Annotated in this window: 20 protein-coding genes; 1 reads left to right on the top strand and 19 read right to left on the bottom strand. The window is 39.4% G+C overall.

Translation table 11 applies throughout. The annotated features are described in order from the left end of the window. Positions 1-11 precede the first annotated feature (11 nt). Complete coding sequence (gene hflX, locus AC0C45_RS04115) at positions 12-1,274, bottom strand: GTPase HflX (protein WP_016765352.1); 1,263 nt, start codon at positions 1,272-1,274, stop codon at positions 12-14. Between the two features lie 277 nt (positions 1,275-1,551). Between hflX and AC0C45_RS04110 the strand changes: the two genes are divergently transcribed. After that, positions 1,552-2,163: a trimeric intracellular cation channel family protein gene (locus AC0C45_RS04110; protein ID WP_013058789.1), complete on the top strand. Its 612-nt coding sequence runs from the start codon at positions 1,552-1,554 to the stop codon at positions 2,161-2,163. A 31-nt stretch (positions 2,164-2,194) separates the two neighbouring features. On the opposite strand, the gene spoVK is transcribed toward AC0C45_RS04110, so the two are convergent. From spoVK to AC0C45_RS04020, 18 genes are all read right to left on the bottom strand, one after another. Further along, positions 2,195-3,133, bottom strand: a complete 939-nt coding sequence (gene spoVK / locus AC0C45_RS04105; RefSeq protein WP_223546698.1) for a stage V sporulation protein K — start codon at positions 3,131-3,133, stop codon at positions 2,195-2,197. A 205-nt stretch (positions 3,134-3,338) separates the two neighbouring features. After that, positions 3,339-3,563 (bottom strand): RNA chaperone Hfq, encoded by a 225-nt coding sequence (hfq, locus tag AC0C45_RS04100; RefSeq protein WP_013058791.1) that lies wholly within the window; start codon positions 3,561-3,563, stop codon positions 3,339-3,341. A 32-nt stretch (positions 3,564-3,595) separates the two neighbouring features. Further along, positions 3,596-4,546 (bottom strand): tRNA (adenosine(37)-N6)-dimethylallyltransferase MiaA, encoded by a 951-nt coding sequence (gene miaA / locus AC0C45_RS04095; RefSeq protein WP_237894161.1) that lies wholly within the window; start codon positions 4,544-4,546, stop codon positions 3,596-3,598. A 100-nt stretch (positions 4,547-4,646) separates the two neighbouring features. Then, positions 4,647-6,524, bottom strand: a complete 1,878-nt coding sequence (mutL, locus tag AC0C45_RS04090) for a DNA mismatch repair endonuclease MutL (protein ID WP_016765355.1) — start codon at positions 6,522-6,524, stop codon at positions 4,647-4,649. An 18-nt stretch (positions 6,525-6,542) separates the two neighbouring features. Further along, positions 6,543-9,200: a DNA mismatch repair protein MutS gene (gene mutS / locus AC0C45_RS04085; RefSeq protein WP_237892889.1), complete on the bottom strand. Its 2,658-nt coding sequence runs from the start codon at positions 9,198-9,200 to the stop codon at positions 6,543-6,545. A 163-nt stretch (positions 9,201-9,363) separates the two neighbouring features. Further along, on the bottom strand, positions 9,364-10,761 hold the full coding sequence (locus tag AC0C45_RS04080; RefSeq protein WP_472927911.1) for an amino acid permease: 1,398 nt from the start codon (positions 10,759-10,761) through the stop codon (positions 9,364-9,366). 176 nt (positions 10,762-10,937) lie between these two features. Continuing rightward, positions 10,938-11,483 (bottom strand): outer spore coat protein CotE, encoded by a 546-nt coding sequence (locus AC0C45_RS04075; RefSeq protein WP_013058796.1) that lies wholly within the window; start codon positions 11,481-11,483, stop codon positions 10,938-10,940. A gap of 225 nt (positions 11,484-11,708) precedes the next feature. Then, a complete protein-coding gene (locus AC0C45_RS04070; protein ID WP_013058797.1) occupies positions 11,709-12,140 on the bottom strand; it encodes a YlbF/YmcA family competence regulator in 432 nt (143 codons plus the stop codon). Position 12,141: 1 nt separating this feature from the next. Next, positions 12,142-13,671, bottom strand: coding sequence for a tRNA (N6-isopentenyl adenosine(37)-C2)-methylthiotransferase MiaB (gene miaB, locus AC0C45_RS04065; RefSeq protein WP_026106682.1), 1,530 nt, complete (start codon positions 13,669-13,671; stop codon positions 12,142-12,144). A 528-nt stretch (positions 13,672-14,199) separates the two neighbouring features. Beyond that, entirely contained in the window at positions 14,200-15,066 is an 867-nt protein-coding gene (locus tag AC0C45_RS04060; protein WP_047930761.1) for a 2-oxoacid:ferredoxin oxidoreductase subunit beta, read from the bottom strand. Then, on the bottom strand, positions 15,053-16,810 hold the full coding sequence (locus AC0C45_RS04055) for a 2-oxoacid:acceptor oxidoreductase subunit alpha (RefSeq protein ID WP_047930762.1): 1,758 nt from the start codon (positions 16,808-16,810) through the stop codon (positions 15,053-15,055). Before AC0C45_RS04055 ends, AC0C45_RS04060 begins: the two co-directional genes overlap by 14 nt. A gap of 17 nt (positions 16,811-16,827) precedes the next feature. Beyond that, positions 16,828-17,004, bottom strand: coding sequence for a hypothetical protein (locus tag AC0C45_RS04050; protein WP_160309919.1), 177 nt, complete (start codon positions 17,002-17,004; stop codon positions 16,828-16,830). Between the two features lie 184 nt (positions 17,005-17,188). After that, the gene (locus AC0C45_RS04045; protein WP_472927910.1) at positions 17,189-18,106 is read right to left on the bottom strand and encodes a dipeptidase; all 918 of its coding nucleotides are present in this window, start codon (positions 18,104-18,106) and stop codon (positions 17,189-17,191) included. Positions 18,107-18,181: 75 nt separating this feature from the next. After that, positions 18,182-18,442, bottom strand: a complete 261-nt coding sequence (spoVS, locus tag AC0C45_RS04040; RefSeq protein ID WP_003181955.1) for a stage V sporulation protein SpoVS — start codon at positions 18,440-18,442, stop codon at positions 18,182-18,184. 223 nt (positions 18,443-18,665) lie between these two features. Continuing rightward, positions 18,666-19,463 carry a TIGR00282 family metallophosphoesterase gene (locus AC0C45_RS04035; protein WP_028410858.1) on the bottom strand — a complete coding sequence of 266 codons (798 nt, stop codon included), beginning with the start codon at positions 19,461-19,463 and terminating at the stop codon, positions 18,666-18,668. A gap of 81 nt (positions 19,464-19,544) precedes the next feature. Further along, the gene (gene rny, locus AC0C45_RS04030) at positions 19,545-21,104 is read right to left on the bottom strand and encodes a ribonuclease Y (RefSeq protein WP_013058803.1); all 1,560 of its coding nucleotides are present in this window, start codon (positions 21,102-21,104) and stop codon (positions 19,545-19,547) included. 280 nt (positions 21,105-21,384) lie between these two features. After that, positions 21,385-22,422 carry a recombinase RecA gene (gene recA / locus AC0C45_RS04025; RefSeq protein ID WP_013058804.1) on the bottom strand — a complete coding sequence of 346 codons (1,038 nt, stop codon included), beginning with the start codon at positions 22,420-22,422 and terminating at the stop codon, positions 21,385-21,387. A gap of 199 nt (positions 22,423-22,621) precedes the next feature. Further along, positions 22,622-23,863: a competence/damage-inducible protein A gene (locus AC0C45_RS04020; protein ID WP_047930763.1), complete on the bottom strand. Its 1,242-nt coding sequence runs from the start codon at positions 23,861-23,863 to the stop codon at positions 22,622-22,624. Between the last annotated feature and the right edge of the window lie 14 nt (positions 23,864-23,877).

The following is a 23,877-nucleotide window of genomic DNA, read 5'->3' as shown; positions in this document are numbered from 1 at the left end:
TTCTTTGTTCCTCAACTTTCTTCAAGCGTTTGTAGCTTTTTGTAAAGGGGATGCTCTTTTGCAATATACCCTTTGCACTGATACTTCTCAGTTTCTTCATTAAATTTTAACGACTCAAGAATAGAGACCGTTTTGAGTTCAGCGAGCATTTTTCCTTCATAAGCCGGCAGCAGCACATGAAAAAACGCCATTTCTTTTTTCATTTCTTCTTGAATTCTTTCTCCAAGCTTCACTAAATCAGTAGCTTTAAAAGCGCTCATTGATAAAGATGTGGAAGCGGATGGGACAAATAGTTCATGCTGCATATCTTCTTTATTGTAAACTGTCAGCATCGGAATGTCCGTTACGTTCAGCTCTTCTAGTAAGCGATGCACTGTTTTTTCGTGGTTGTTGTAATCTGGATTAGAAGAATCTACCACGTGCAGAACAAGGTCAGCTTCGGTTACTTCTTCAAGTGTTGAACGGAACGCGGCTACTAACGTTGTTGGAAGATCTTGAATAAATCCAACCGTATCCGTTAAAAGAGCCGTTAGTCCTGACGGAAGCGTATACTGTCTTGTCGTTGGATCAAGAGTTGCAAACAGCTGATTTTCTTCAAAAATACCCGCCTCTGTTAAGCGGTTAAAGATCGTCGATTTACCAGCGTTCGTATAGCCCACAATTGCAATTTGATAGACATGGTTACGCTTACGTCTTTCTCGATAACGTTCGCGGTGACTTACCACTGTCTTTAACTGACGCTTAATTTCATCAATTTTACGGCGAATATGTCTGCGGTCACTTTCAAGTTTCGTTTCACCAGGACCTCTTGTTCCAATTCCGCCTCCAAGACGTGACAAAGCGGTACCTTGTCCTACTAACCTAGGCAGCAGATAATTTAATTGAGCCAGTTCCACCTGCATTTTTCCTTCTCGCGTTTGAGCACGCTGTGCGAAGATATCCAAAATCAGCTGCGTACGGTCAATAACACGCGCAGATAACCCTGCTGACAAATTGCGGATTTGACTCGGTGACAATTCATCATTAAATACAATTAAATCAGGCTCTAACTCTTCTTCAAGAGCCACAAGTTCTTCTACTTTCCCTTTTCCAATATAAGTAGCTGGATGAATGCGATCGCGCTTTTGCGTTAACCTTACCAGCACTTCGCCTTTTGCAGTCTCAGTTAAAGATGCTAGCTCATCCATTGAATATTCAAAACGTTCGTCATCGTCATGAAGCTGACATCCGACTAAAATTACGCGTTCAAGTTCAGTATTCATTTCTGCTGTCAAAGATTTTCCCTTCCCTTACTATTAAATTGACAAATCATTCATATCATATCAAAAAAATGTCCATTTCTCCATCTTTGCAAAAGAGACAGAATACATTGTCTTTTACTAGTTTAACACCCTTTTTAAAATCTATAAAACGATGATTAAAAAAACATTGAAATATCACGAAATTCTGTATACAATTTGAATTGGTTTACTTATCGAAATTTGAATCAGGCTGCCTGATTTTAAAATAATAGTCGCTACTTGGTGAAAACAGAATAAAGGGGATAGCATCATGACTTGGGACGTACTTAGCATTATTGGAACGATTGCCTTTGCAATCAGCGGAGCTTTCATTGCCATGGAAGAGGAGTATGATATTTTAGGCGTTTACATACTGGGAATCGTAACGGCTTTTGGCGGAGGAGCCATTCGAAACCTGCTTATTGGTGTACCGGTGTCTGCCCTTTGGGAACAAGGACTCTTTTTTCAGATTGCTTTATTATCTATCACTGCCACTTTTTTATTTCCAAACAATATCTTAAAACATTGGAAGCGATGGGGAAACTTTTCGGACGCCATTGGCCTTGCAGCATTCGCGATTCAAGGAGCGCTTTATGCCACTCATATGAACCATCCGCTTAGCGCGGTTATTGTAGCTGCGGTCTTAACAGGAAGCGGCGGGGGAATTATCCGAGATTTATTAGCACGCCGAAAGCCTACTGTTCTTAAAGATGAAATTTATGCGGTATGGGCGATTATCGCAGGATTTAGCGTAGGGCTGCATATTACAAATACGCCTGTAGAACTTTATACGTTATTTATCTTACTTGTAGGTCTTCGGATGTGTTCATATATTTACAAATGGCGCCTGCCGATCAAAACGATTCGACAACCAAATATGTAGAAAAAAAGCCTTTCGTAACGAAAGGCTTTTTTTACAGCTGAATATCGCTTGACGTTAAAGTTAGAAGCTCGTTGCGCTCAAAGCTTTCTTCTTCTAAAAGCCTCATGGATTGAGTACGTATGGAACGTTCGATAATGTTTCGCACATATCTACCGTTACTAAAATCCCTAGGCGTCTGATTGTACTTCACGTCCATAAAATGATCTTTTAGCTTTTTATAGGCCTCTGTACTAAACTGATACTGCCTGTCATTCATCATGTGACCGGCAATGTCCATCAGTTCATTGACATCATAATCCGGAAAATCAAAAATAAACGGAAACCTAGAGCGCAGCCCTGGATTAAGACTTAAGAAATTTTCCATTTCTCTTGGATAACCAGCTAAAATCAATACAAACTTATCATTTGAATCTTCCATATGTTTAACCAATGTATCAATCGCTTCTTTTCCAAAATCTTTTTCTCCTCCTCTTGCAAGAGAATAAGCCTCATCAATAAATAAAATACCTCCAAGCGCTTTTTTTACAAGATCTCTCGTTTTCTGAGCGGTATGACCAATGTATTCTCCAACTAAATCTGCCCGCTCTGCTTCAATTAAATGTCCTTTAGACAAGATGTTCATATTCAAAAATAATTTACCTAGCAGGCGGGCTACCGTCGTTTTCCCTGTTCCTGGATTTCCTTTAAACATCATATGCAGCGCCTGCTTTCCCGCTTTTAAGCCCTGTTCCTCTCTTTTTTTGTTAATATATAACCACGCATATATTTCTTTTATCATTTTTTTCAATTCTTCCATTCCAACCAGTCCGCTCATTTCTCGTTCAATTTCCCGAAGCGGCTCATGATTTATGACAGCTTTTTTGGCAGGACGCGGAATTGATGTCGTATACGATTTTTCCTTTTTTGTTTCATTATTTAAAATGATATTAATTTGCCCATTATTTTTAAGAGTTATCGGCTGTTCCACCATGTTCACCTCTCGTTTCATCCCACTTCTCTGTATCGCATAGCTGCATGCGATGAACGATACGAAGACAATGATCCCTTATTACCGAAGAAATAATCGTCTATTATAAGGTTTATGTTCAATGAGTAAAAACAATGTTAAGAAACTTTTCTAAGCCTTTATTTACATAAAAAAAGCATCCGAATATGCGGATGCTTCTCTTTAATCTCTATTCAAGTTCTACTGTAATATTTTTATTTGGTACAAATGTTGAAATCGCATGTTTATAAATCAGCTGCTGTTTTCCTTCAGATTCAATTAACACAGTAAAATTATCAAATCCTTTAATTAGTCCTCTTAATTGAAAACCATTTAAAAGAAATACTGTCACATAGATATTTTCTTTACGTAATTGATTTAAAAATTGATCTTGAATATTAACTGATTGTTTCATTATTCGGCCTCCTCGTTTCTCTATCTGTTTACTTAATTCGCTTCTTTCTTCAGCTTTCCTGCAATATATGTAAAAATTTCAGCAAACTTTTCGGGAAATTTGTCAACTTCCATCTCTATCCATTTTACAGGCATTTTATTTCGAAACCAAGTTAACTGACGCTTTGCATATCTGCGTGAATTTTGTTTCAACTGTTCAACGGCTTCTTCGAGCGTACAGCGTCCCTCAAAATAAGCATAAAGCTCTTTGTAGCCGATAGCTTGAATTGATTGTACATCATGCAGACCACTTTCGTACAATGATTTGACTTCCTCAAGCAGTCCAGCCTGCATCATCATATCGACTCGGTGATTAATTCTCTCATATAATACGTCTCTATCCATTGTAAGTCCAATAATGGTTACATCGTATAATAACTCTTGCGACTGTTCTTTTGTATAGTCACTGAATTTTTTGCCGGTTACTTCATAAACTTCAAGCGCTCGAATTACACGGCGATGGTTATTTTTATGAATAGCAGCCGCACTGTCTGGGTCAATTTCTTTGAGCTTTTCATGCAGGGGATCGATGCCATGAGCTTCAATAAATACTTCCATTCGTTCACGAACTTTTTCATCACTAGGAGTTTCTGTGAACTGATAATCATAAATAACGGATTGAATATAAAGACCCGTCCCTCCAACAATCATCGGCATTTTTCCTCTAGCATGAATATCATCGATTTGTTTTCTTACAATCTCTTGAAATTCTGCCACAGAAAACGATTCATCCGGCTCCTTAATATCGATCAGGTAATGGGGAACCCCCTGCATCTCTTCTTCTGACACCTTTGCTGTTCCGATATCCATCCCTTTATAAATTTGCATCGAATCACCTGAAATAATTTCTCCGTCTAACTGTTTGGCAAGTTCAATGCTTAATTTTGTTTTACCAACCGCAGTTGGTCCAATAATGACAATAAGTTTTAGTTTCTCTCCCGTCATAACAACACTACTTTCATCTATAGGCATTCACATCATTCCATTTTATCCAAATGGTGATGATTTATTCAACAAAACGGCTAGCTGCAGCTAGCCGCATTGCCTACATCACTCGCTTAAACATTTTTTCCATTTCATACGTCGAATGATGAATAATAATTGGTCGTCCGTGCGGACACGTAAATGGATCCGTAGTTTTTCTCAACGTTTCAAGTAAAGCAAAAATCTCATCGTTTCGCAAATGATGATTCGCTTTAATCGATCCTTTACAGCTCATCATAATAGCCGCTTCTTCTCGTAACTTTTCGATATTGACTCGTTTCATGGTAAAGATTTGCTGAATCATTTCTTCAATGGTTTCCTGTTCCTCTCCTTTTGGAAACCACTGCGGATGCGAACGAACTATATAGGAGTTTTGTCCAAACGGTTCTAAGAAGACTCCTACTTCAGCAAGCATGTCTTTGTATTCTTCTAAAATCAAAGCTTCATTTCCCGAGAACTCTAGCGTAAGCGGCATAAGCAGTTCTTGAACTTCTGAATCTACTTCTCCGAGCTTTCGCTTAAAATATTCGTACTTAATTCTCTCCTGCGCCGCGTGCTGATCAATAATAAATAATCCTTTTTCATTTTGTGCCAAAATATACGTTCCGTGCATTTGACCAATTGGGTACATCGCAGGAACACGCGGTTCTGGCTGATCTTCGGCTGAATGGTTCGGTTCTGGAATAGGAGCGTTTTCTTCCACCGATTCTTCATAGTGTTCTATTTCTCGAAACGTTGGTTGGAGTTCTTCATCTTGACGTATGACCTCTGTTTTAACAGGCGGCATAATCTCGTCTACACGAGCCGGAGCCTCCTTAAAACTAGGCTCGCGAACCGTATTAGAGGGCTGATAGCCAGACGTTTTAGACTGATGATCAAATGTAAAGGTCTGCTGCTCAGTTGGCTGAACAGCAGATTTTGACTTAGTTGGTACTACAGCATCCGGAATTAACTGCTGCTTTTTAAAAGCAGCTTTTACTCCTTGTTCAATAAGCTCAAACAGCTCCGCTTCTTTACTTAAGCGCACTTCTAGTTTCGCTGGATGAACATTCACGTCCACTAACAAAGGGTCCATTGTAATGGTTAAAAACACGATTGGAAAACGGCCGATAGGTAAAAGGGTATGATAGCCCTGCTGTACCGCTTTTAACAGCCCGTAGTTTTTAACAAACCGACCGTTAATAATGGTGGACATATAGTTACGAGAAGCTCTTGTAATTTCAGGAAGAGCGACGTAACCATTCACTTCATAATCAAGTGACTGAACGTTAATCGGAATCATTTTTTTGGCTACTGCCATTCCATAAATAGCGGCAAGCACTTGGCGCACATCTCCGCTTCCGTTCGTATACAGAAGCTGTCTTCCTTGATGCATCAGCCGAATTGAAACTTCAGGATGAGACATAGCAAGGCGATTGACGACATCCGTTACGTTACCAAGCTCCGTGTTTACCGTCTTCATATATTTCAAACGTGCAGGTGTGTTGAAAAATAAGTTTTCAATAACAAGTTCGGTGCCTTTTCGGCTTGACGTTAATTCGTGATGAACGATTTCTCCGCCTCTAAGTTTAAGATGAGTGCCGGCTTCTTCTCCCGTACTCGTTTTGAGTTCAAGCATTGAAACTGAAGCAATACTTGGCAAAGCTTCACCGCGAAATCCTAACGTTCGAATTCGAAATAAATCTTGTTCTGTTTTGATTTTACTTGTCGCATGTCTTTTAAAAGCGGTCAAGCAGTCTTCAGAAGCAATGCCGTCTCCATTATCCAATATACGAATTTTTGAAAGCCCAGCTTCTTCTAGCTCAATTTCAATAACTGTACTGTTTGCATCAATAGCATTTTCGACTAGTTCTTTCACCACCGAAGCAGGTCGTTCAACAACCTCTCCGGCAGCAATTTTATTTGAAAGTTCGTCTGAAAGCTGCACAATTTTACCCACAGACTCACTCCTCTCAATCTATTTCTTCTTTAATGATTTTTGCAGTTCATACATCGCATTCATTGCGTCTAAAGGCGTCATTTCTAAAATATCCAGCTCTTTTAAACGATCTATAATTGCTTTTTCCCGTTTCGAAAGCGCAGGCTTTTCTTTTTTCTCTTCTATTTCAAAGAACGAAAGCTGATTGGCTTCATCTGCTTTTTTATTATCTGCACGTTCTTCTTGAACCAAAGAAGCACCTTCTTGTGGAACTTGTTGTGTCATCTCTTCTCTTTTTGGAGCCTGACGTACAGGTTCACGCTCAGAAGATTGTTCTAAGTCGTGTAAGATGACGCGAGCTCGCTCTAGAAGCGGATCTGGAAGTTCTGCTAGTTCCGCTACGTGAATACCATAACTTTTATCTGCAGCACCATCTTTGATTTTGTGTAAAAAGACGACTTTCCCATTTTTTTCAACCGCGCTTACATGAACATTTTTAAGCGCAGGAAGCGACTCATCGAGTACGGTTAATTCATGATAATGAGTAGAAAATAGGGTCTTACAGCCAATATGTTCATGAACGTATTCAATAATTGCTTGAGCAAGAGCCATTCCGTCGTACGTAGACGTGCCGCGTCCAATTTCATCTAATAGAATTAGACTCGACTGAGTGGCATTTGTCACTGCATTTTTCGTTTCTAGCATCTCGACCATAAATGTACTTTGACCTGAAATTAAGTCATCGGCTGCTCCGATACGTGTAAATACTTGATCAAAAATCGGCAGAACCGCTTCGTCTGCTGGCACAAAACAGCCAATTTGAGCTAATATCGCCGTTAAAGCGACCTGGCGCATGTACGTACTTTTACCAGACATATTGGGTCCTGTAATCAGCAAAATTGAACTATCATCCGTCATTTGACAGTCGTTTGGCACATATTCCTGCGAATTCATTACTTTTTCTACCACTGGATGGCGTCCATTTTGAATCGAAATATCTTCACTTGAAAAAATAGGCTTCGTGTAATGACGTTCTTCACTGATTTTTGCAAAGCACTGCAGTACATCAAGCTCACTTACTTTTTTAGCGAGTTCTTGCAGCCTTGGGATATATGCTTTTACTTCCTCACGGATTTGTAAAAACAATTCATATTCCAGCTCTACAATTTTCTCTTCCGCTTCTAAAATCAGCGCTTCTTTTTCTTTCAGTTCAGGCGTAATAAAACGTTCTGCATTGGTTAACGTCTGTTTTCGTTCATACATTCCTTCAGGCAAAAGATGCAGATTTGCCCGCGTTACTTCTATATAATAGCCGAATACGCGATTATAACCAATTTTCAGTGAGCGAATCCCTGTTTTCTCACGCTCTTGCTGTTCAAGTGACGCAATCCACGTTTTTCCGTTTCGGCTTGCATCTCGGTATTGGTCAAGCTGTTCATGATAGCCGTCATTAATAATGTCTCCTTCTTTAATTGACAAAGGAGGGTGCTCTTTTAATCCTCTTTCAAGAAGATTAGCTAATCGCTCACAAGGATCAATGTCTTCAACAAGCTTTGTCGCATAAGGATGATTCAAACGATTCACAACCTCTTGAATATGAGGTACATTTTGCAATGATTTTTTTAATTGAATTAAATCACGAGCATTTACATTACCAAAAGCGACTCGACCAGCTAAGCGTTCTAAATCATATACGTCTTTTAGCAACTCACGCAGTTCTTCTCGTTCAAAAAACTGTTTCATTAAGACATCTACCATATTCAAACGATTATCAATATCCGCTTGTTTTAAAAGCGGACGGTCAATCCAATTTTTTAATAAACGGCCGCCCATTGCCGTAACGGTCTGGTCTAATAACCATAGAAGCGAGCCTTTCTTTCCTTTTGAACGAATCGTTTCGGTTAACTCTAAGTTTCGCTTAGAGAACAAATCAATTTTCATATATTCATTGATTTGATAAAACTGCACGGGCTGTAAGTGTTCAAGCGAACGCTTCTGCGTGCGAGTTAAATACTGAAGAATACGCGCAAACGTTGTGATAAGCTTTTGCTGCTGAAGCGACTCTACTAAATAATCTAGTCCTTCTACTTGCTCTGTACTATTCTCATAAGAAATGGTAATCGTCATGCGCTCTTTTAGTGTTTGTAATAAGTCAGCAGGAAACTCAGGGCTTACAACGACTTCTTTTGCTTCTTTTGCATAAATCTCTGAGACTATATCGTGAAACGAACTAACAAGCGTTACGCTGTTTTCTCCTGTAGACAAATCAGAAAGAGCAAGACCAAACGTTTGATCCTCGAACGCAGTAACAGAACAAATATAGTTATTTTCCTTTTCATGCAGTCCGCGTTCGTTCATCAGTGTTCCGGGTGAAATCACCTGCACCACTTCCCGCTTTACAACACCTTTTGCATGCTTAGGGTCTTCTACTTGCTCACAAATAGCTACTTTAAATCCCTTTTCAATTAAACGCTCGATATACGTAGGAGCAGAGTGATACGGAACCCCGCACATCGGAATTCTCTCTTGTCCTCCTCCGTCTCGGCTTGTTAATGTTATTTCAAGTTCTTGAGAAGCTGTCGTAGCATCTTCAAAGAACATTTCATAAAAATCACCTAATCTAAAAAACAAAAAGGCATCTTGATACTCTGCCTTAATTCTCAAATATTGCTGTATCATTGGCGTATACGCTGCCATACTATTCCTCCATACCACATCTAGTTGTGCGTTTTTGCTACACGTATTATAACATAAGTCTTTCTTAAACTTAATTTATTCAAATAGAACAATCTTCAATTTCTTTTCATAAAACAAATAAAAAAGCTTCGGACGAAGGAAGAAGCTTGTCCGAAGCTTTTCATTATTTACTGCTGTTCAAATGACTATGCTTACGTCCGTATAAGAAGTAAACCACTAGCCCTAATACAAGCCAAATTACGAAACTAATCCATGTTAACTTTGGAAGCTGAAGTGCTAAGTATAAACAGAACACAAAAGCTAAAATTGGAATCACCGGCACGAACGGTACACGGAAACCAGTCGATTCTGAAGTTTGTTTTGATTTACGTAAATATAAAATTCCAATTGATACGGTCATGAAAGCAAAAAGAGTACCGATGTTTGTTAACTCAGCTAATCTTCCTAATGGTACTAAACCAGAGAAGATGGATACTAGTAAACATGTAATCCACGTATTTACTACCGGCGTTTGTTTTTTCTCACTGATTTTTGAAAAAGGCTTTGGCAATAGACCATCTCGACTGATCGCATAAAATAAACGAGTTTGTCCATACATCATAACGAGTAATACCGTTGTAATACCAACAATTGCGCCTAACGAAATAAATCCTGCTACCCAGTCTTGGTTAATGTAGCTTAAAGCAAACGCTACAGGGTTTTTAACATTTAATTCTGTATAAGGTACGATTCCTGTTAAGATAAGCGATACGACGATATAAAGGACTGTACAAATCGCAAGAGATGCGATAATTCCGATTGGCATATCCCGCTGAGGCTTGCGTACTTCCTCGGCCGCTGTTGCTACAGCATCAAACCCAATGTAGGCGAAGAATACAGTTGCTGCTCCAGTCGCTACTCCCGAGAAACCAAACGGCATAAACGGCGTCCAGTTTTCTGGTTTAACATAGCTAACTCCTACCCCGATAAACAGAAGTACAACAGCCAGTTTAATAATAACCATGATAGCATTAAAACGTGAAGATTTTTTTACTCCTTGCGTTAAAAGTAATGTGATTAAAAATACGATCATAATTGCTGGAATATCAATATAAGTGCCGTTTGCAGGATTATATGCACTTGTTAAAGCTTTTGGAAAATGTATGCCAAACCCTGCTAATAATCCTTGGAAATACCCGGACCATCCGCTGGCTACAGCAGAAGAAGCAAGACCGTATTCCAAGATAAGATCCCACCCTAAAATCCAAGCGATTAATTCACCAAATGTTGCATAACTGTAAGTGTATGCACTTCCTGAAACGGGAACTGTTGAGGCAAACTCTGCATAACAAAGAGCTGCAAACACACACGCAAGTCCTGACATAATGAAAGATATAACTAAAGCTGGACCGGCATGTTCAGCGGCGGCTACGCCCGTTAATACAAAAATTCCGGTTCCGATAATGGCTCCAATCCCTAACATTGTTAAATCGAAAGCGCCTAAATCCTTTTTTAATTTAACACCTTTAGAGTTGGTTTCACTAATTAACTTTTGAATTGATTTTTTACGAAATAAGCTCATAGTAAACCCCCAAAAATACTTATCTGATATAACTAAATTTTCTGAAAATTAATGCATTATTTTCTTTAGATTTACTATACACTGCGCATTCGACAAAAAGCAATATATTTTTTTATTTTTATAAGAATTTTCTTAAAATAGTAAAAATAAAAAAACTAGGAAGAACTTCTTCCTAGTTACTCATCGTCCCCTAATATAAAATCAGGATCCAAATCTTCAAATTCATCGTCATCTACGTCTAAATCAAACTCGTCTTCATCATCGCAGCCTTTCGGATTTACTGCAACACAAACCTTTGTTTCACCAATCACTTCCGCCAACAATTCTCTCTCTACTTGAACAATCGTTTTATTGCCATTTGGTGAAATTGTGCACTCTAGGCAATTTGGCTGCTGCAGCACGCGAACAATTACTTCGTAATCGTCTCCAATCGAATCTTCATCTTTATAGCGCAGCTTAATATTATCTTTGTATGATACGGTTTCCGTCCAAACTTCGGTTTTTGTATTATTATTGTACGAATACCAAATATTAATATCATATCTGCCGTCAACTTCTACATTGCTGCCGCTTTTCTTTGCTTTGTACTCATGGTTAATCACCCAGCACCCTAAGATGCTTGTTGGTCGATTTTTCGGTGCAAGCGTATGAGACGATTGTGTAAACTTGCGACCTTTACCTACGACTGCTTTTGTAATAATTTCTCTATAGTGTTGTGACATGTGAGCATACCCTCCTCAAACTATCTTCATTTCATCCTATGCAGGCTCATTCACTTGTTTGCACATTATTTTTAAGAAACTAGGTTTAAGGCATAAAAAACCTATGTTCCATTGTATGCAAGGATATAGAAAAACGTGACAATTATTAGAGAGAAAATCTGCCCAATTTTTATGCCACGGAATGCACAAAAAAATGCCTCAGCAAATTGCTGAGGCATTTTTTCTTTATGAGCAGCTAGATCCAGGGCTGTTTCGCACCTGTGAACCTGTTTCACCGCGCAGTAAGTCACCATCTGTTGACACAATAATTTCATCCGTTACTGTGTTTGAAATAGTGTTAGCAACAAGTTGAAGCAAATCATTCACGTTTATTTGAGACTCTTGAAACTGCTGAATAATCGGCAGTTCATCCAACTCTTCCTGTAAACGATCGATTTTTGCCTCCACTTGTTTTAACGCTTCTGTTTTACCATAATGTTGGAAATTAACAGCTTGTTTTTGCAAACTTTTAATGCTTGCAATGGTTTCACGCACTTTTTGATTTTCGTTAAGCTGAGCTTCGGCACGCTTGAAGAAATCTACTTCTTCCGTTTCAGCAATCATTTTTGCCAGCTCTTGAGCACGTTTAATTACGTCACTCTTGTTATACTGCGCCATATTACTTCACCTCTGCTGTTTCTTCTAGCATTTCCCCGTTTAATGTCCATGTTTTGGCTTTTGTAACTTTTACTTTTACAAGTTGCCCAATCACTGACTTAGGTGCTTTGAAGTTTACAAGCTTACTTTTTTCCGTGTAGCCTGCTAATACTTCCGGATTATTTTTACTTTCACCTTCTACTAATACTTCGACAACTTTACCTTCATATTCCTTCAATTTCTTTGCAGAAATTTCATTTACAAGAGCATTTAAGCGCTGAAGACGCTCTTTTTTCACTTCCATTGGTACGTTGTCTTGCATCTTAGCAGCTGGCGTACCTTCACGAGGTGAATAAATAAATGTATAAGCACTATCGAATTCAACCTCACGATATAGCGACATTGTTTCTTCAAACTGCTCATCCGTTTCATTTGGGAAACCAACAATAATATCAGTTGTTAAGGATGCTGTTGGAATGGCTTCTTTAATTTTACGAACAAGCTCTAAATAATGTTCACGAGAATATTTTCGTGCCATAATTTTTAAGATATCGCTGCTTCCTGATTGAACAGGCAAGTGAATGTGGTCGACAAGATTTCCGCCTTTAGCAAGAACTTCAATTAAACGGTCATCAAAGTCACGAGGATGACTTGTTGTAAAACGGATACGAGCAACGTCAATTTTACGGATTTCGTCCATTAAGTCGCCTAGGCCGTACGTTATGTCTTCAAAATCTTTTCCGTATGCATTAACGTTTTGACCTAAAAGCGTAATTTCTTTGTAGCCTTGAGCAGCTAAGTGACGTACTTCTTGGATAATGTCTTCTGGACGGCGGCTTCGTTCTTTTCCTCGCGTATACGGAACGATACAGTACGTACAGAACTTGTCACAGCCGTACATGATGTTAACCCATGCTTTGACGCTGCCTTTACGTGCTCTTGGAAGGTTTTCAATAACGTCCCCTTCTTTAGACCATACTTCAATCACCATTTCTTTTGCTAAGTATGCTTCGTTTAAAATGTGAGGCAAACGGTGAATGTTGTGTGTACCAAAAATCATATCCACGTGCTGATGTTTTTGTAAAATTTTATTTACAACTGACTCTTCTTGAGACATACACCCGCAGACGCCGATTAATAGCTCAGGGCGCTCGCGCTTTAAGGCCTTCAAGTGTCCTAATTCACCAAACACTTTATTCTCCGCATTTTCACGGATCGCACACGTATTCAATAAAATAACATGAGCATCTTCAACAGAGTCAGTTGGCTCGTAGCCAAGGCCTAGAAAAATACCAGCCATTACTTCTGTATCGTGCTCATTCATTTGACAGCCGTACGTACGGATATAAAACTTACGTCCCTGTCCCATTCCATGAAACTGTTCATCGATTGCAAAATCATTGTGATAGGAAACTTCTTCTTTTCCTCGTTTTTTCGCATCTTTTAAAGAAGGTGGCATGTATACTGTTTGAAAATATTTGCTGTAATCCTTTTCGGATTTTTTGTCCGCTGGATTAACTTGGTTGCTTTCTAAACGTTGTTTTTCGTTCATAAAAAAATCTCCTTTCACCATGACAATTGTCACGTTTCACCTGTAAATCGCAAAAAAATGTGACAGCCTTATGCTTATGCATAAAACTCATCACATTAACATAGTATATAACTTTCAAGTAGCGAACACAATCATATACCTATTTTCTATACCTGTTTCGTTAAAATTCCATTCGGCTTCCGAAACATTTCTTAAATCATAAGAAGAGATTGATACATAACTAAATTATTCTATTTTAGAGACGAACAAACGGGATAAAAGAGCTCATAGAAATTCGCTTATTACACCGCTGTTGATTTCTGTGCAAAACTTCGCTTCCGCTTCCGCTCCCGCAGGTTCTCACCTATTTCGCTTTTCTCGCAGGAGCCTTCTCCTAGCTCTCCAATTAACAGCTAGAAACCACTCCCTACATGAAACCTACGTTCGCTATCACTATGAAAAAATCCGAACGAGTTGGATTCTCCATCAAGAATCTCAGTTCACCGTTCGGATCTTCTCTCTACTAAACTGCTTTTATTGCAGCCTCTTTTACATAAATTCAGCTACTAGCTCATCAAACTTTTCCTCAGTCATACCTAAGTCTGCTTTTGACAGCGGCTCTTCACTATAACCGTGAACAAGCTGCTGATACGACGGCTGATGCACATTTTGATAAATAAGTCCTGTTACTAAGCCGTTATGCTCCATTAACGTCTGCATAGCTTGCATACGATTGTTTGCATCATAACCTTCAATTGTGCTAAGACTAGTTAGGTTTTCTTTAAACCAATCATACGTGTTCACTTTGTTATACGTTACGCACGGGCTAAATACGTTAATTAAAGAAAAACCTTTATGCTGGATGCCTTGTTCAATCAAGCTTGTTAACTCTTTTAAATTCGTTGAAAAGCTTTGAGCCACAAACGTTGCTCCAGAAGTTAACGCAAGCTCCATGACAGATAAAGACGACTCAATTGATCCTTGAGGCGTACTTTTTGTCTTGAATCCTACTTCACTACGAGGAGATGTTTGTCCTTTTGTTAAACCATAGATTTGGTTATCCATTACGATATACGTCACATCGATGTTTCGGCGAATCGCGTGTACCGTGTGTCCCATACCGATAGCAAACCCATCTCCATCGCCGCCAGATGCGATAACGGTTAAGTCACGATTAGCCATTTTTACACCTTGAGCGATTGGAAGCGCACGTCCGTGAATACCGTGAAAACCATATGAATTAATATAACCAGAGATACGTCCAGAACATCCAATACCTGAAATAACAGCAAGCTCATGAGGTTCTAAACCTACGTTAGCAGATGCGCGTTGAATGGCTGCTTGTACGGAGAAATCTCCACACCCCGGACACCAGTTAGGTTTTACACTGTTACGAAAATCTTTAAACGTTGCCATTTAACACAAACATCTCCTTACTTTTTGCGTATACTTCTTGCGGAAGAAATGGATTTCCATCATACTTCAATACGCTTTGAATTTTATCATGACTTGCAATATTCATTTTTAAAATATTAGCAAGCTGTCCAGTAGCATTGTTTTCAACGACAACTACTTTTTTAGCTCCTTGCACGTAAGGAAGCAGTTCGTCAGTTGGGAAAGGATGAATTAAACGAATGTGAGCGTGATTTACTTTTATACCGTCCTGTTCCAAACGTTCCATTGCCTCTTCAATAACTCCACGCGTCGAATTAAATCCAACAAATAAAATATCAGACTCTTTTTCATGAGAGTGAACATGAATTGGCGTATTAAAACGAATTCCTTTTGTTTTACGAAGACGCTTATTCATTTGATCATCGCGGTTCACCGGAGATTCAGATGGCTTTCCTGTCTCATCATGTTCTACTCCCGTTACGTGATGAATTCCATGCTTCATTCCTGGAATGACGCGTGGTGATACACCGTCTTCTGTTACGCGGTAGCGCTTGTAGTACTGTTTTTCTTCCAGCTCTTCTAGCTCTCCTTGGTGAAGCTTACCGCGGCGGATTTCAACGCGGTTATAGTCAAGCGGTTCTACTGATTGCTTCCCAAGTGAAAGCTGTAAATCCGTTAGCATAATAACTGGACACTGATATTCTTCTGCTAAGTTAAACGCTTCAATCGTATCGTAGAATGCTTCTTCAACCGTACTTGGCGCCATGACGATCTTCGGAATTTCACCGTGCGTACCGTAAATCATAGCCATTAAATCAGACTGTTCTTGCTTAGTTGGAAGCCCTGTACTAGGACCGCCGCGCTGCGTATCGATAATCACAACAGGCTGCTCAGTGATGCCCGCTAATCCAATCGACTCCATCATTAAGGATAAACCTGGTCCAGCTGATGCTGTCAGCGCGCGTACGCCTGCATAGTTAGCTCCGATAGCCATCGTACATGCTGCGATTTCATCTTCTGTTTGAATAACGGTTCCACCGAATTGAGGAAGCTTTTTAATTAAGTATTCCATGATTTCTGAAGCAGGGGTAATTGGATATGCTGGCATAAAACGAGCCCCACCGGCTAAAGCACCTAGCGCAATGGCATCGTTTCCAATCATAAACATACGTTTTTTACCATCCGCTGGATCTAGTTTCATTGTTTCTAATTGTTCGCCTAGCTGTTCACGAATGTAATCTGCACCTTTTTTAATAGCTTCCATGTTTTTTTGTACAACTTTTTGGCCCTTTTTACCGAAGATTTCAAGTACTACTTCTTCAAATACTTCTGTGTCAATATGAAGCACAGCACTTGAAGCGCCTACAGCAACCATGTTCTTCATTAGCGACGTTCCTAATTCCGTTGCAATTTCCGTAAACGGAACAGCATATAGCGTAGCAGTTGTACATGTTTCGGGCAGACTTGGGTTGAATTTCGCATCTGCAATTACAACGCCTCCTACGCGCAGCTCATGGACGTTTACATCGATTGTTTCCTGATCGAACGCAACTAAAATATCCAAATCATCTGACACAGATCGAACTTGAGTTGTACTCACTCGAATCTTATTATTTGTATGTCCACCTTTGATACGAGAAGAAAAATGACGATAGCCGTATAAGTAATAACCTAATCGATTTAAAGCGGTTGAAAAAATTTCTCCCGTACTTTCGATTCCCTCACCCTGCTGTCCGCCAACTTTCCATGAAAGTTGCTGTACCATAAATCAACGCCACTCCTTTAATTGCTCATAATATAGAAATCTATTTTATTGATAAAAACTGAAAAAAGTAAATTAGCAAACGATTTCATTTGCTTCTGCATTTCACCAACCAAAATCATCTGCAAAACTCCCACAGCACCTTGCCGCTGTGCAGGATACGTTTCTGCTTGAACAGCTCCATAATCCGTTTTCAATTTTATTCCGATTGCCAGAAAAATGCAACCCTTTCCATTGAATTCTCAATCGTTTTAATTATATTTATATTTAATGAATAAGATGAAGTTTTTTAATGATCTTTTCTGCCTTCACATGAGGCATTAGTATATAAATAACTTCTATAAAAAAGAGCTTTTCCAAGAAGAAAAAGCTCTTTTTTTATTAGCTGCATACACGATCAGCAAAGTTTTGAAACAGAAAACGTTTTACCTGCTCCTCAGTGTAATGCTTAAGGAGTTCTTCGATTAAATTCGTATACTGTTCATATCTTCCGAGACGATGAACCGTTTTGTCAATGCCGTCAAAGTCAGAGCCAAAACCAACGGAGTATTCGCCTCCTCTTTCACACATGTAATCAAGATGACGGATCACATCCTCTATTTGCGCTTTGGCAGAACTCGTTAAAAATTCAGGCACAAACGTAATGCCAATCACGCCGTTTCGCTTTATTAAAGCATGAATTTGATCGTCTCTTAAATTCCGCGGGTGAGAACACAATACGTGTGAATTGGAATGAGTAGCCACTACATATTGTGCTAGCTCAATCACATCCCAAAAACCTCTTACCGATAAATGAGATACATCCGTCCACACTTTATGTTCATTATTCAATTCAACAACATCTCTTCCAAAAGAAGATAACCCTGCGCCTCGAGGTTCTAAAATACCGTCACACACGGCATTGCTATAATTCCATGTCAAACCTACTGAACGTACACCCAGTAAAAAAAGCGTCTTTAAGCGAACTAAACTTGTATCAATGGCATCGCACCCTTCAAGCGTCAGCATTGCTCCTATTTCACCTTTTTTCAAGCTATCTATATCGCGTTTTGAACGAACCCATTTCACACCGGGAAGCGACAAAATATGACTCTGAAACAGCTGTATCATTTCTAACGCAACATCAAAGCGCTGAGCTGCCGGAACCGCTTCTGGAATATAAATAGCGAATAGCTGAACTTTCCCATTTGCTTTTTTTATTCCTTCTAACGTCACATGCAGCGCTGAATCATATGTAAAAGATAAACGTTTATTTAACCAGAGCTTCATCAATACATCACAATGAGCATCAAATATCACAACCCACACCCCTTTAACTCTATACAAAAAGGACCTGTTTGGCTTCTATGCTTTACAGGTCCGTGGTTTTTATAATTATCGCGGCTCTACAATTAATTTAATGGCTGTTCGCTCTTCTCCATCAATTTGAATATCTGTAAAAGCTGGGATGCAGATTAAATCAACCCCACTTGGTGCAACGAACCCTCTTGCGATTGCTACAGCTTTTACTGCTTGGTTAAGCGCCCCGGCCCCAATGGCTTGAATTTCTGCTGCGCCGCGTTCGCGCAGCACGCCTGCTAAGGCACCAGCAACTGAATTTGGATTAGACTTTGCTGAAACTTTTAATATTTCCATATCTAGCTCCTCCTTATTCTTTACAATGTATGATGAGAGATCATTAGACCAATGACTTAATTGATTTCAATGTTACTATATTCACGATATGTCAAACGTATTCCTGCTTGTTTTTCCTAAATATTCAAAAACTTATATTTCTACACCTTTCTTTTTTCTTTTTACGTTTTTGACAAAATAAAAAAGCCAACGTATCGTCTTTCGACACATTGACTTTTTCCCTTTATTCAAAAAACGGATGGTCTTCGTTAATTAAAATTCGCTCTGTTTTTGTTGCTTTCCCCGTCTTTTGATCAATATCGATAACGATTCCACTAAGCTGCGTTCTTCCTTCTTTTGGCACTTCAAATCGAACAGGAAGAGACGTTAAAAAACGCTTAATAACAGCTTCGCGCTCCATCCCTAAAATGCCGTCATATGGTCCCGTCATTCCTACATCAGAGATGTAGGCTGTTCCTTTTGGCAATATACGATTGTCAGCTGTTTGAACATGCGTATGAGTGCCGACAACAGCGCTGACACGACCGTCCACATACCAGCTAATCGCTTGCTTTTCACTTGTTGTTTCAGCATGAAAATCAATAAAAATGAGCGGAGTGCGCTGACGTGCTTCTTCAATCATTTCATCCGCTTTTTGAAATGGACAATCAAGCGGAGCCATAAACGTGCGCCCTTGTAAATTAATCACGGCTACCTCAAGCTGATTGTACGTAAAATACGTAATTCCCTTGCCGGGTGTACCTTCAGGAAAATTAGCTGGACGAACAAGATTTTTTGCATCGTCAATAAAATCAAAAATTTCACGTTTGTCCCACGCGTGGTTACCAAGGGTAATAATATTAGCCCCTGCTTGCAAGAACTGACGATAAATCTTTTCAGTAATGCCTTTTCCTGAAGCTGCATTTTCTCCATTCACAATTGTAAGTCCCGGAGAGTATTTTCTTTTTAATCTTGGTAAATATTCTTCAACCATTTCACGGCCTGGAGAACCAACTACGTCTCCAATAAATAAAATTCTCATGTAAAAGCTCCTATACTTCATTCTTAATCTGCATCTTCATCTCTACGAAAAAAAATAAAGTGGCGAAACGCCACTTCATTTTTATTTTGCATACTCTACTGCTCTTGTTTCACGAATAACGGTTACTTTGATATGGCCAGGATAATCCAGCTCATCTTCAATTCGTTTTCGGATATCTCGAGCAAGTCGATGCGCTTCTAGATCACCAATCGTATCTGGTTTCACCATAATACGAACTTCACGCCCTGCTTGAATCGCAAATGATTTTTCAACGCCTTCATAAGACTCTGAAATTTCTTCTAACTTTTCAAGACGACGAATGTAGTTTTCTAATGTCTCACTACGAGCACCTGGTCTTGCAGCAGATAATGCATCCGCTGCTGCAACTAGTACAGCAATGATTGATGTTGGTTCTGTATCTCCATGGTGAGAAGCAATCGCGTTAATAACAACCGGATGTTCTTTATACTTTGTAGCTAATTCAACACCGATTTCTACGTGACTTCCTTCTACCTCATGATCAATTGCTTTACCAATATCATGTAACAATCCTGCTCGTTTGGCTAACGTTTCATCTTCACCTAATTCAGCAGCCATAAGTCCTGATAAATGCGCTACTTCCATTGAATGTTTCAGCACATTTTGACCATAGCTTGTTCTGAATTTTAAGCGACCAAGAATTTTCATCAAGTCTGGGTGCAACCCGTGAACACCGACTTCAAACGTCGTTTGTTCACCAACTTCACGAATATATTCGTCCACTTCACGGCGAGATTTTTCAACCATTTCTTCAATACGCGCGGGATGGATACGACCATCTTGAACGAGTTTATCAAGTGCAATTCTTGCTGTCTCACGACGAATTGGGTCAAATCCTGATAAAATAACTGCTTCTGGCGTATCATCAATAATAAGATCAATTCCTGTCAAAGTTTCAAGCGTACGGATGTTTCGACCTTCTCGACCGATAATTCGGCCTTTCATTTCGTCATTTGGCAAGTTAACAACTGAGACAGTCGTTTCAGCAACATGATCTGCTGCGCAACGCTGAATAGCAAGTGAAAGAATTTCTTTCGCCTTTTTATCGGCGTCTTCTTTTGCACGGTTTTCTGTTTCTTTTACCATTATTGCAATGTCGTGGGAAAGTTCATTTTCAACACGATCTAAAATAATCGCTCTTGCATCTTCTCTTGTTAAGCTTGAAATGCGCTCTAGCTCTGTTTGCTGTGCACGTACTACTTCTTCAACTTTGCTTTCCATCTCTTCAATATGCTGTTGTTTAACAGTAAGAGAATCATCTTTCTTTTCAAGTAACGCTTCACGTTTATCAAGTGATTCGTCTTTACGATCAAGATTTTCCTCTTTTTGCATTAATCGATTTTCTTGTTTTTGAAGTTCTGCTCGACGATCACGAATATCTTGTTCTGCCTCTGTACGAAGCTGATGGATTTCATCCTTCGCTTCTAGTAAAGCTTCTTTTTTCAAAGCTTCCGCCTCGCGGGTTCCTTCATCAATAATTTGTTCTGCACTAGACTTTGCTCCCGCAATTTTAGCTTCAGCAATCGATTTACAAACAAAAAAGCCAACAACTGCACCGACGATTAGGCCAAGCAAAGCGAAGATGATTGTATTAGTATCCATCATTTCACCTCCCCTTGCTATAAACTTGTAAGTTTTAAATTTCATGTCGGCATGTACATCGTATTCACCTTTCAATATACACACAAAGGCTTTTAAACGCTAAAATGTTTTAAAAAGGGAAAATATACATCTTAATTGTAAATCTGTGCATTTTTATTGTCAAGCCTGCCTCTACAGTATATATTGAAATTTCGTATGTTACTTTTCTAGCATTAACAATTTTTACAAAAAAAAGACCCCTTCTTTGAAATAGAGGAGTCTTTTTTTATCTCGCAGCAAATTAAATATTTAAATCGCCTTGATCGTCATCCTCAGGAGCTGGCTCTCCATCTTGGTCTAAACCATGATGTTCACGCACTTGTCCCGCAATTTCCTGACGAATATCAGTATTTTCTTTTAAGAATTGTTTTGCATTTTCACGACCTTGACCTAGACGCTCGTCATTATATGAATACCAAGATCCACTTTTTTGAACAATATCTAGTTCAGAAGCGATATCCAAAATTTCACCCTCTTTTGAAATACCTTCTCCGTACATAATATCTACTTCAGCAGCACGGAAAGGCGGAGCTACTTTGTTTTTCACAACTTTAATTCTTGTTTTGTTACCTACAATATCGTTTCCTTGCTTTAACTGCTCTGCACGACGCACTTCTAGACGCACTGAAGAATAGAATTTAAGCGCACGTCCACCAGGAGTTGTTTCAGGATTACCAAACATAACGCCGACTTTTTCACGAATTTGGTTAATAAAGATAGCGATTGTTTTAGACTTATTGATAGCTCCAGATAGTTTACGCAATGCTTGAGACATTAAACGAGCTTGTAGACCCACGTGAGAGTCTCCCATTTCTCCTTCAATTTCCGCTTTTGGCACTAATGCTGCTACTGAGTCAACAACGATAATATCTACTGCACCGCTTCGAACTAAAGCTTCAGCGATTTCTAAAGCTTGTTCTCCCGTATCAGGCTGAGATAATAATAGCTCATCAATATTCACACCTAATTTTTGAGCATATACAGGATCTAACGCGTGCTCCGCATCGATAAATGCAGCCTGTCCGCCCTGCTGTTGAACTTCTGCAATCGCATGAAGAGCAACTGTTGTTTTACCTGAGCTTTCTGGACCATATACTTCAACTACACGTCCACGTGGATATCCACCTACACCTAAGGCTATATCTAACGCTAATGAACCACTTGGAATTGTAGAAATTCTTTTTTCCGTTTGTTCACCTAATTTCATAATTGAACCTTTACCAAATTGCTTTTCAATTTGTTTTAAAGCCATATCAAGGGCTGCTTGACGATCGTTCACTCAATTTCCTCCTCTATCTCTTTGAAATCATCTATAAACTGCAAACTTACTACGATGTAGTAGCAATGTCGAATTAACAACTTTCTATAACTTACTATACTAGTTTTTGAGTCGTTTGACAAGCAAAAAGCGAATAAATGTTCGTTTGTTATTTTATAAAAAAAAGGCTGTTTTGGAAAAACCAAACAGCCTTTTTTCTTTATTTCTTTATCATCTTTAATACGTAATGACAGCCATAATTAACCGTTCGTGAACGAATCCCCTGGCGGCTTCCAGATAGCTGCAGGCTGTAAACTTGAGGAGCTTGATCTTTATAGGCTACCCCTATATATACTGTTCCTACAGGATGTCCTTCTTGTTTGGAGGGTCCAGCTACACCTGTAAACCCGATGCCAATATCCGTTTTGCATAACTGTTGAATACGCTGAGCCATTTCAGCCGCGCACTGCTCGCTAACGGCTCCGTACTGATTCAGCGTGTGTTCGCTCACTCCGAGAATATTTTGCTTGATTTCATAATGATAGGCGACCAGGCTGCCTTTTACAGCTTCTCCAGCACCTGAAACAGATGTTAAACGTTCGCTGAATAAACCGCCGGTTAAACTTTCGGCTGAAGCAATCGTTAATCCTTGTGCCGTTAATTCTTTTACCAATTCATTATGTAAAGAAGTTGCTTCGTATCCATATAAATACTCGCCTACGCGCTCTGAAATGGTTTTTTCCACTTCGTCTAACATGCGCTGTGCTTCAGCAGCATCAGCGTGCTTAGCAGTTAAGCGAAGCGTCACTTCTCCATCTCCTGCTAGCGGCGCGATCGTCGGGTTGGTTTGCGCATCAAGCAAATCTTCAATTTCCGTCTCAAGCTGTGATTCCCCTATTCCGAAAAAGCGAAGAACGCGTGATTCAATACTTTCTTTTAATTCAAGCTTTTGAGCTAAAAATTCTTGACCATACGATTCATACATTGGATAAAGCTCTTTTGGAGGCCCGGGGAATAACATATAGTGTTTTCCCTCTACCGTAAGCCCCATACCTGGAGCCATTCCGTAATCGTTAGGGAGCACTGCCGAACCTTCTAGCACAATTGCCTGTTTTTTATTGTTAGGTGTCATGATACGATTTGACTGTTTGAAATAGGCTTCAATGCTTTCAAGTGCTTCTGCATTTGTTGTCAGCTCTACTCCTAGCACACTCGCAATTGTTTCTTTTGTTAAGTCATCTTTTGTAGGACCAAGCCCGCCTGTGAAAATAATTAACTCTGCACGCGTTTGAGCTGCAGCAATCACTTCTTTTAAGCGCTGTGCATTATCTCCTACTACCGTATGATAGTAAACATTAATTCCAAGTTCGGCTAATTTTTTCGATAAATACTGAGCGTTTGTATTGGCAATTTGTCCAAGCAGCAGCTCAGAGCCGACTCCAATAATTTCAGCGTTCATCATATCATCTCCATCTT

Source organism: Priestia sp. VA7 (assembly GCF_055710015.1).
This window is presented reverse-complemented; position numbering and strand designations above follow the sequence as displayed.

Excerpts from the sequence above, each read along its gene's own strand:
- AC0C45_RS04080 (WP_472927911.1), bottom strand. The coding sequence starts at position 10,761 with ATGAGCTTATTTCGTAAAAAATCAATTCAAAAGTTAATTAGTGAAACC.
- AC0C45_RS04070 (WP_013058797.1), bottom strand. The coding sequence starts at position 12,140 with ATGGCGCAGTATAACAAGAGTGACGTAATTAAACGTGCTCAAGAGCTG.
- miaA (WP_237894161.1), bottom strand. The coding sequence starts at position 4,546 with ATGACGGGAGAGAAACTAAAACTTATTGTCATTATTGGACCAACTGCG.
- spoVK (WP_223546698.1), bottom strand. The coding sequence starts at position 3,133 with ATGGTGGAACAGCCGATAACTCTTAAAAATAATGGGCAAATTAATATC.
- hfq (WP_013058791.1), bottom strand. The coding sequence starts at position 3,563 with ATGAAACAATCAGTTAATATTCAAGATCAATTTTTAAATCAATTACGT.
- AC0C45_RS04060 (WP_047930761.1), bottom strand. The coding sequence starts at position 15,066 with ATGGCAACGTTTAAAGATTTTCGTAACAGTGTAAAACCTAACTGGTGT.
- rny (WP_013058803.1), bottom strand. The coding sequence starts at position 21,104 with ATGGATACTAATACAATCATCTTCGCTTTGCTTGGCCTAATCGTCGGT.
- AC0C45_RS04110 (WP_013058789.1), top strand. The coding sequence starts at position 1,552 with ATGACTTGGGACGTACTTAGCATTATTGGAACGATTGCCTTTGCAATC.
- mutS (WP_237892889.1), bottom strand. The coding sequence starts at position 9,200 with ATGGCAGCGTATACGCCAATGATACAGCAATATTTGAGAATTAAGGCA.
- AC0C45_RS04075 (WP_013058796.1), bottom strand. The coding sequence starts at position 11,483 with ATGTCACAACACTATAGAGAAATTATTACAAAAGCAGTCGTAGGTAAA.
- AC0C45_RS04020 (WP_047930763.1), bottom strand. The coding sequence starts at position 23,863 with ATGATGAACGCTGAAATTATTGGAGTCGGCTCTGAGCTGCTGCTTGGA.
- AC0C45_RS04055 (WP_047930762.1), bottom strand. The coding sequence starts at position 16,810 with ATGGTACAGCAACTTTCATGGAAAGTTGGCGGACAGCAGGGTGAGGGA.
- spoVS (WP_003181955.1), bottom strand. The coding sequence starts at position 18,442 with ATGGAAATATTAAAAGTTTCAGCAAAGTCTAATCCAAATTCAGTTGCT.
- AC0C45_RS04035 (WP_028410858.1), bottom strand. The coding sequence starts at position 19,463 with ATGAGAATTTTATTTATTGGAGACGTAGTTGGTTCTCCAGGCCGTGAA.
- miaB (WP_026106682.1), bottom strand. The coding sequence starts at position 13,671 with ATGAACGAAAAACAACGTTTAGAAAGCAACCAAGTTAATCCAGCGGAC.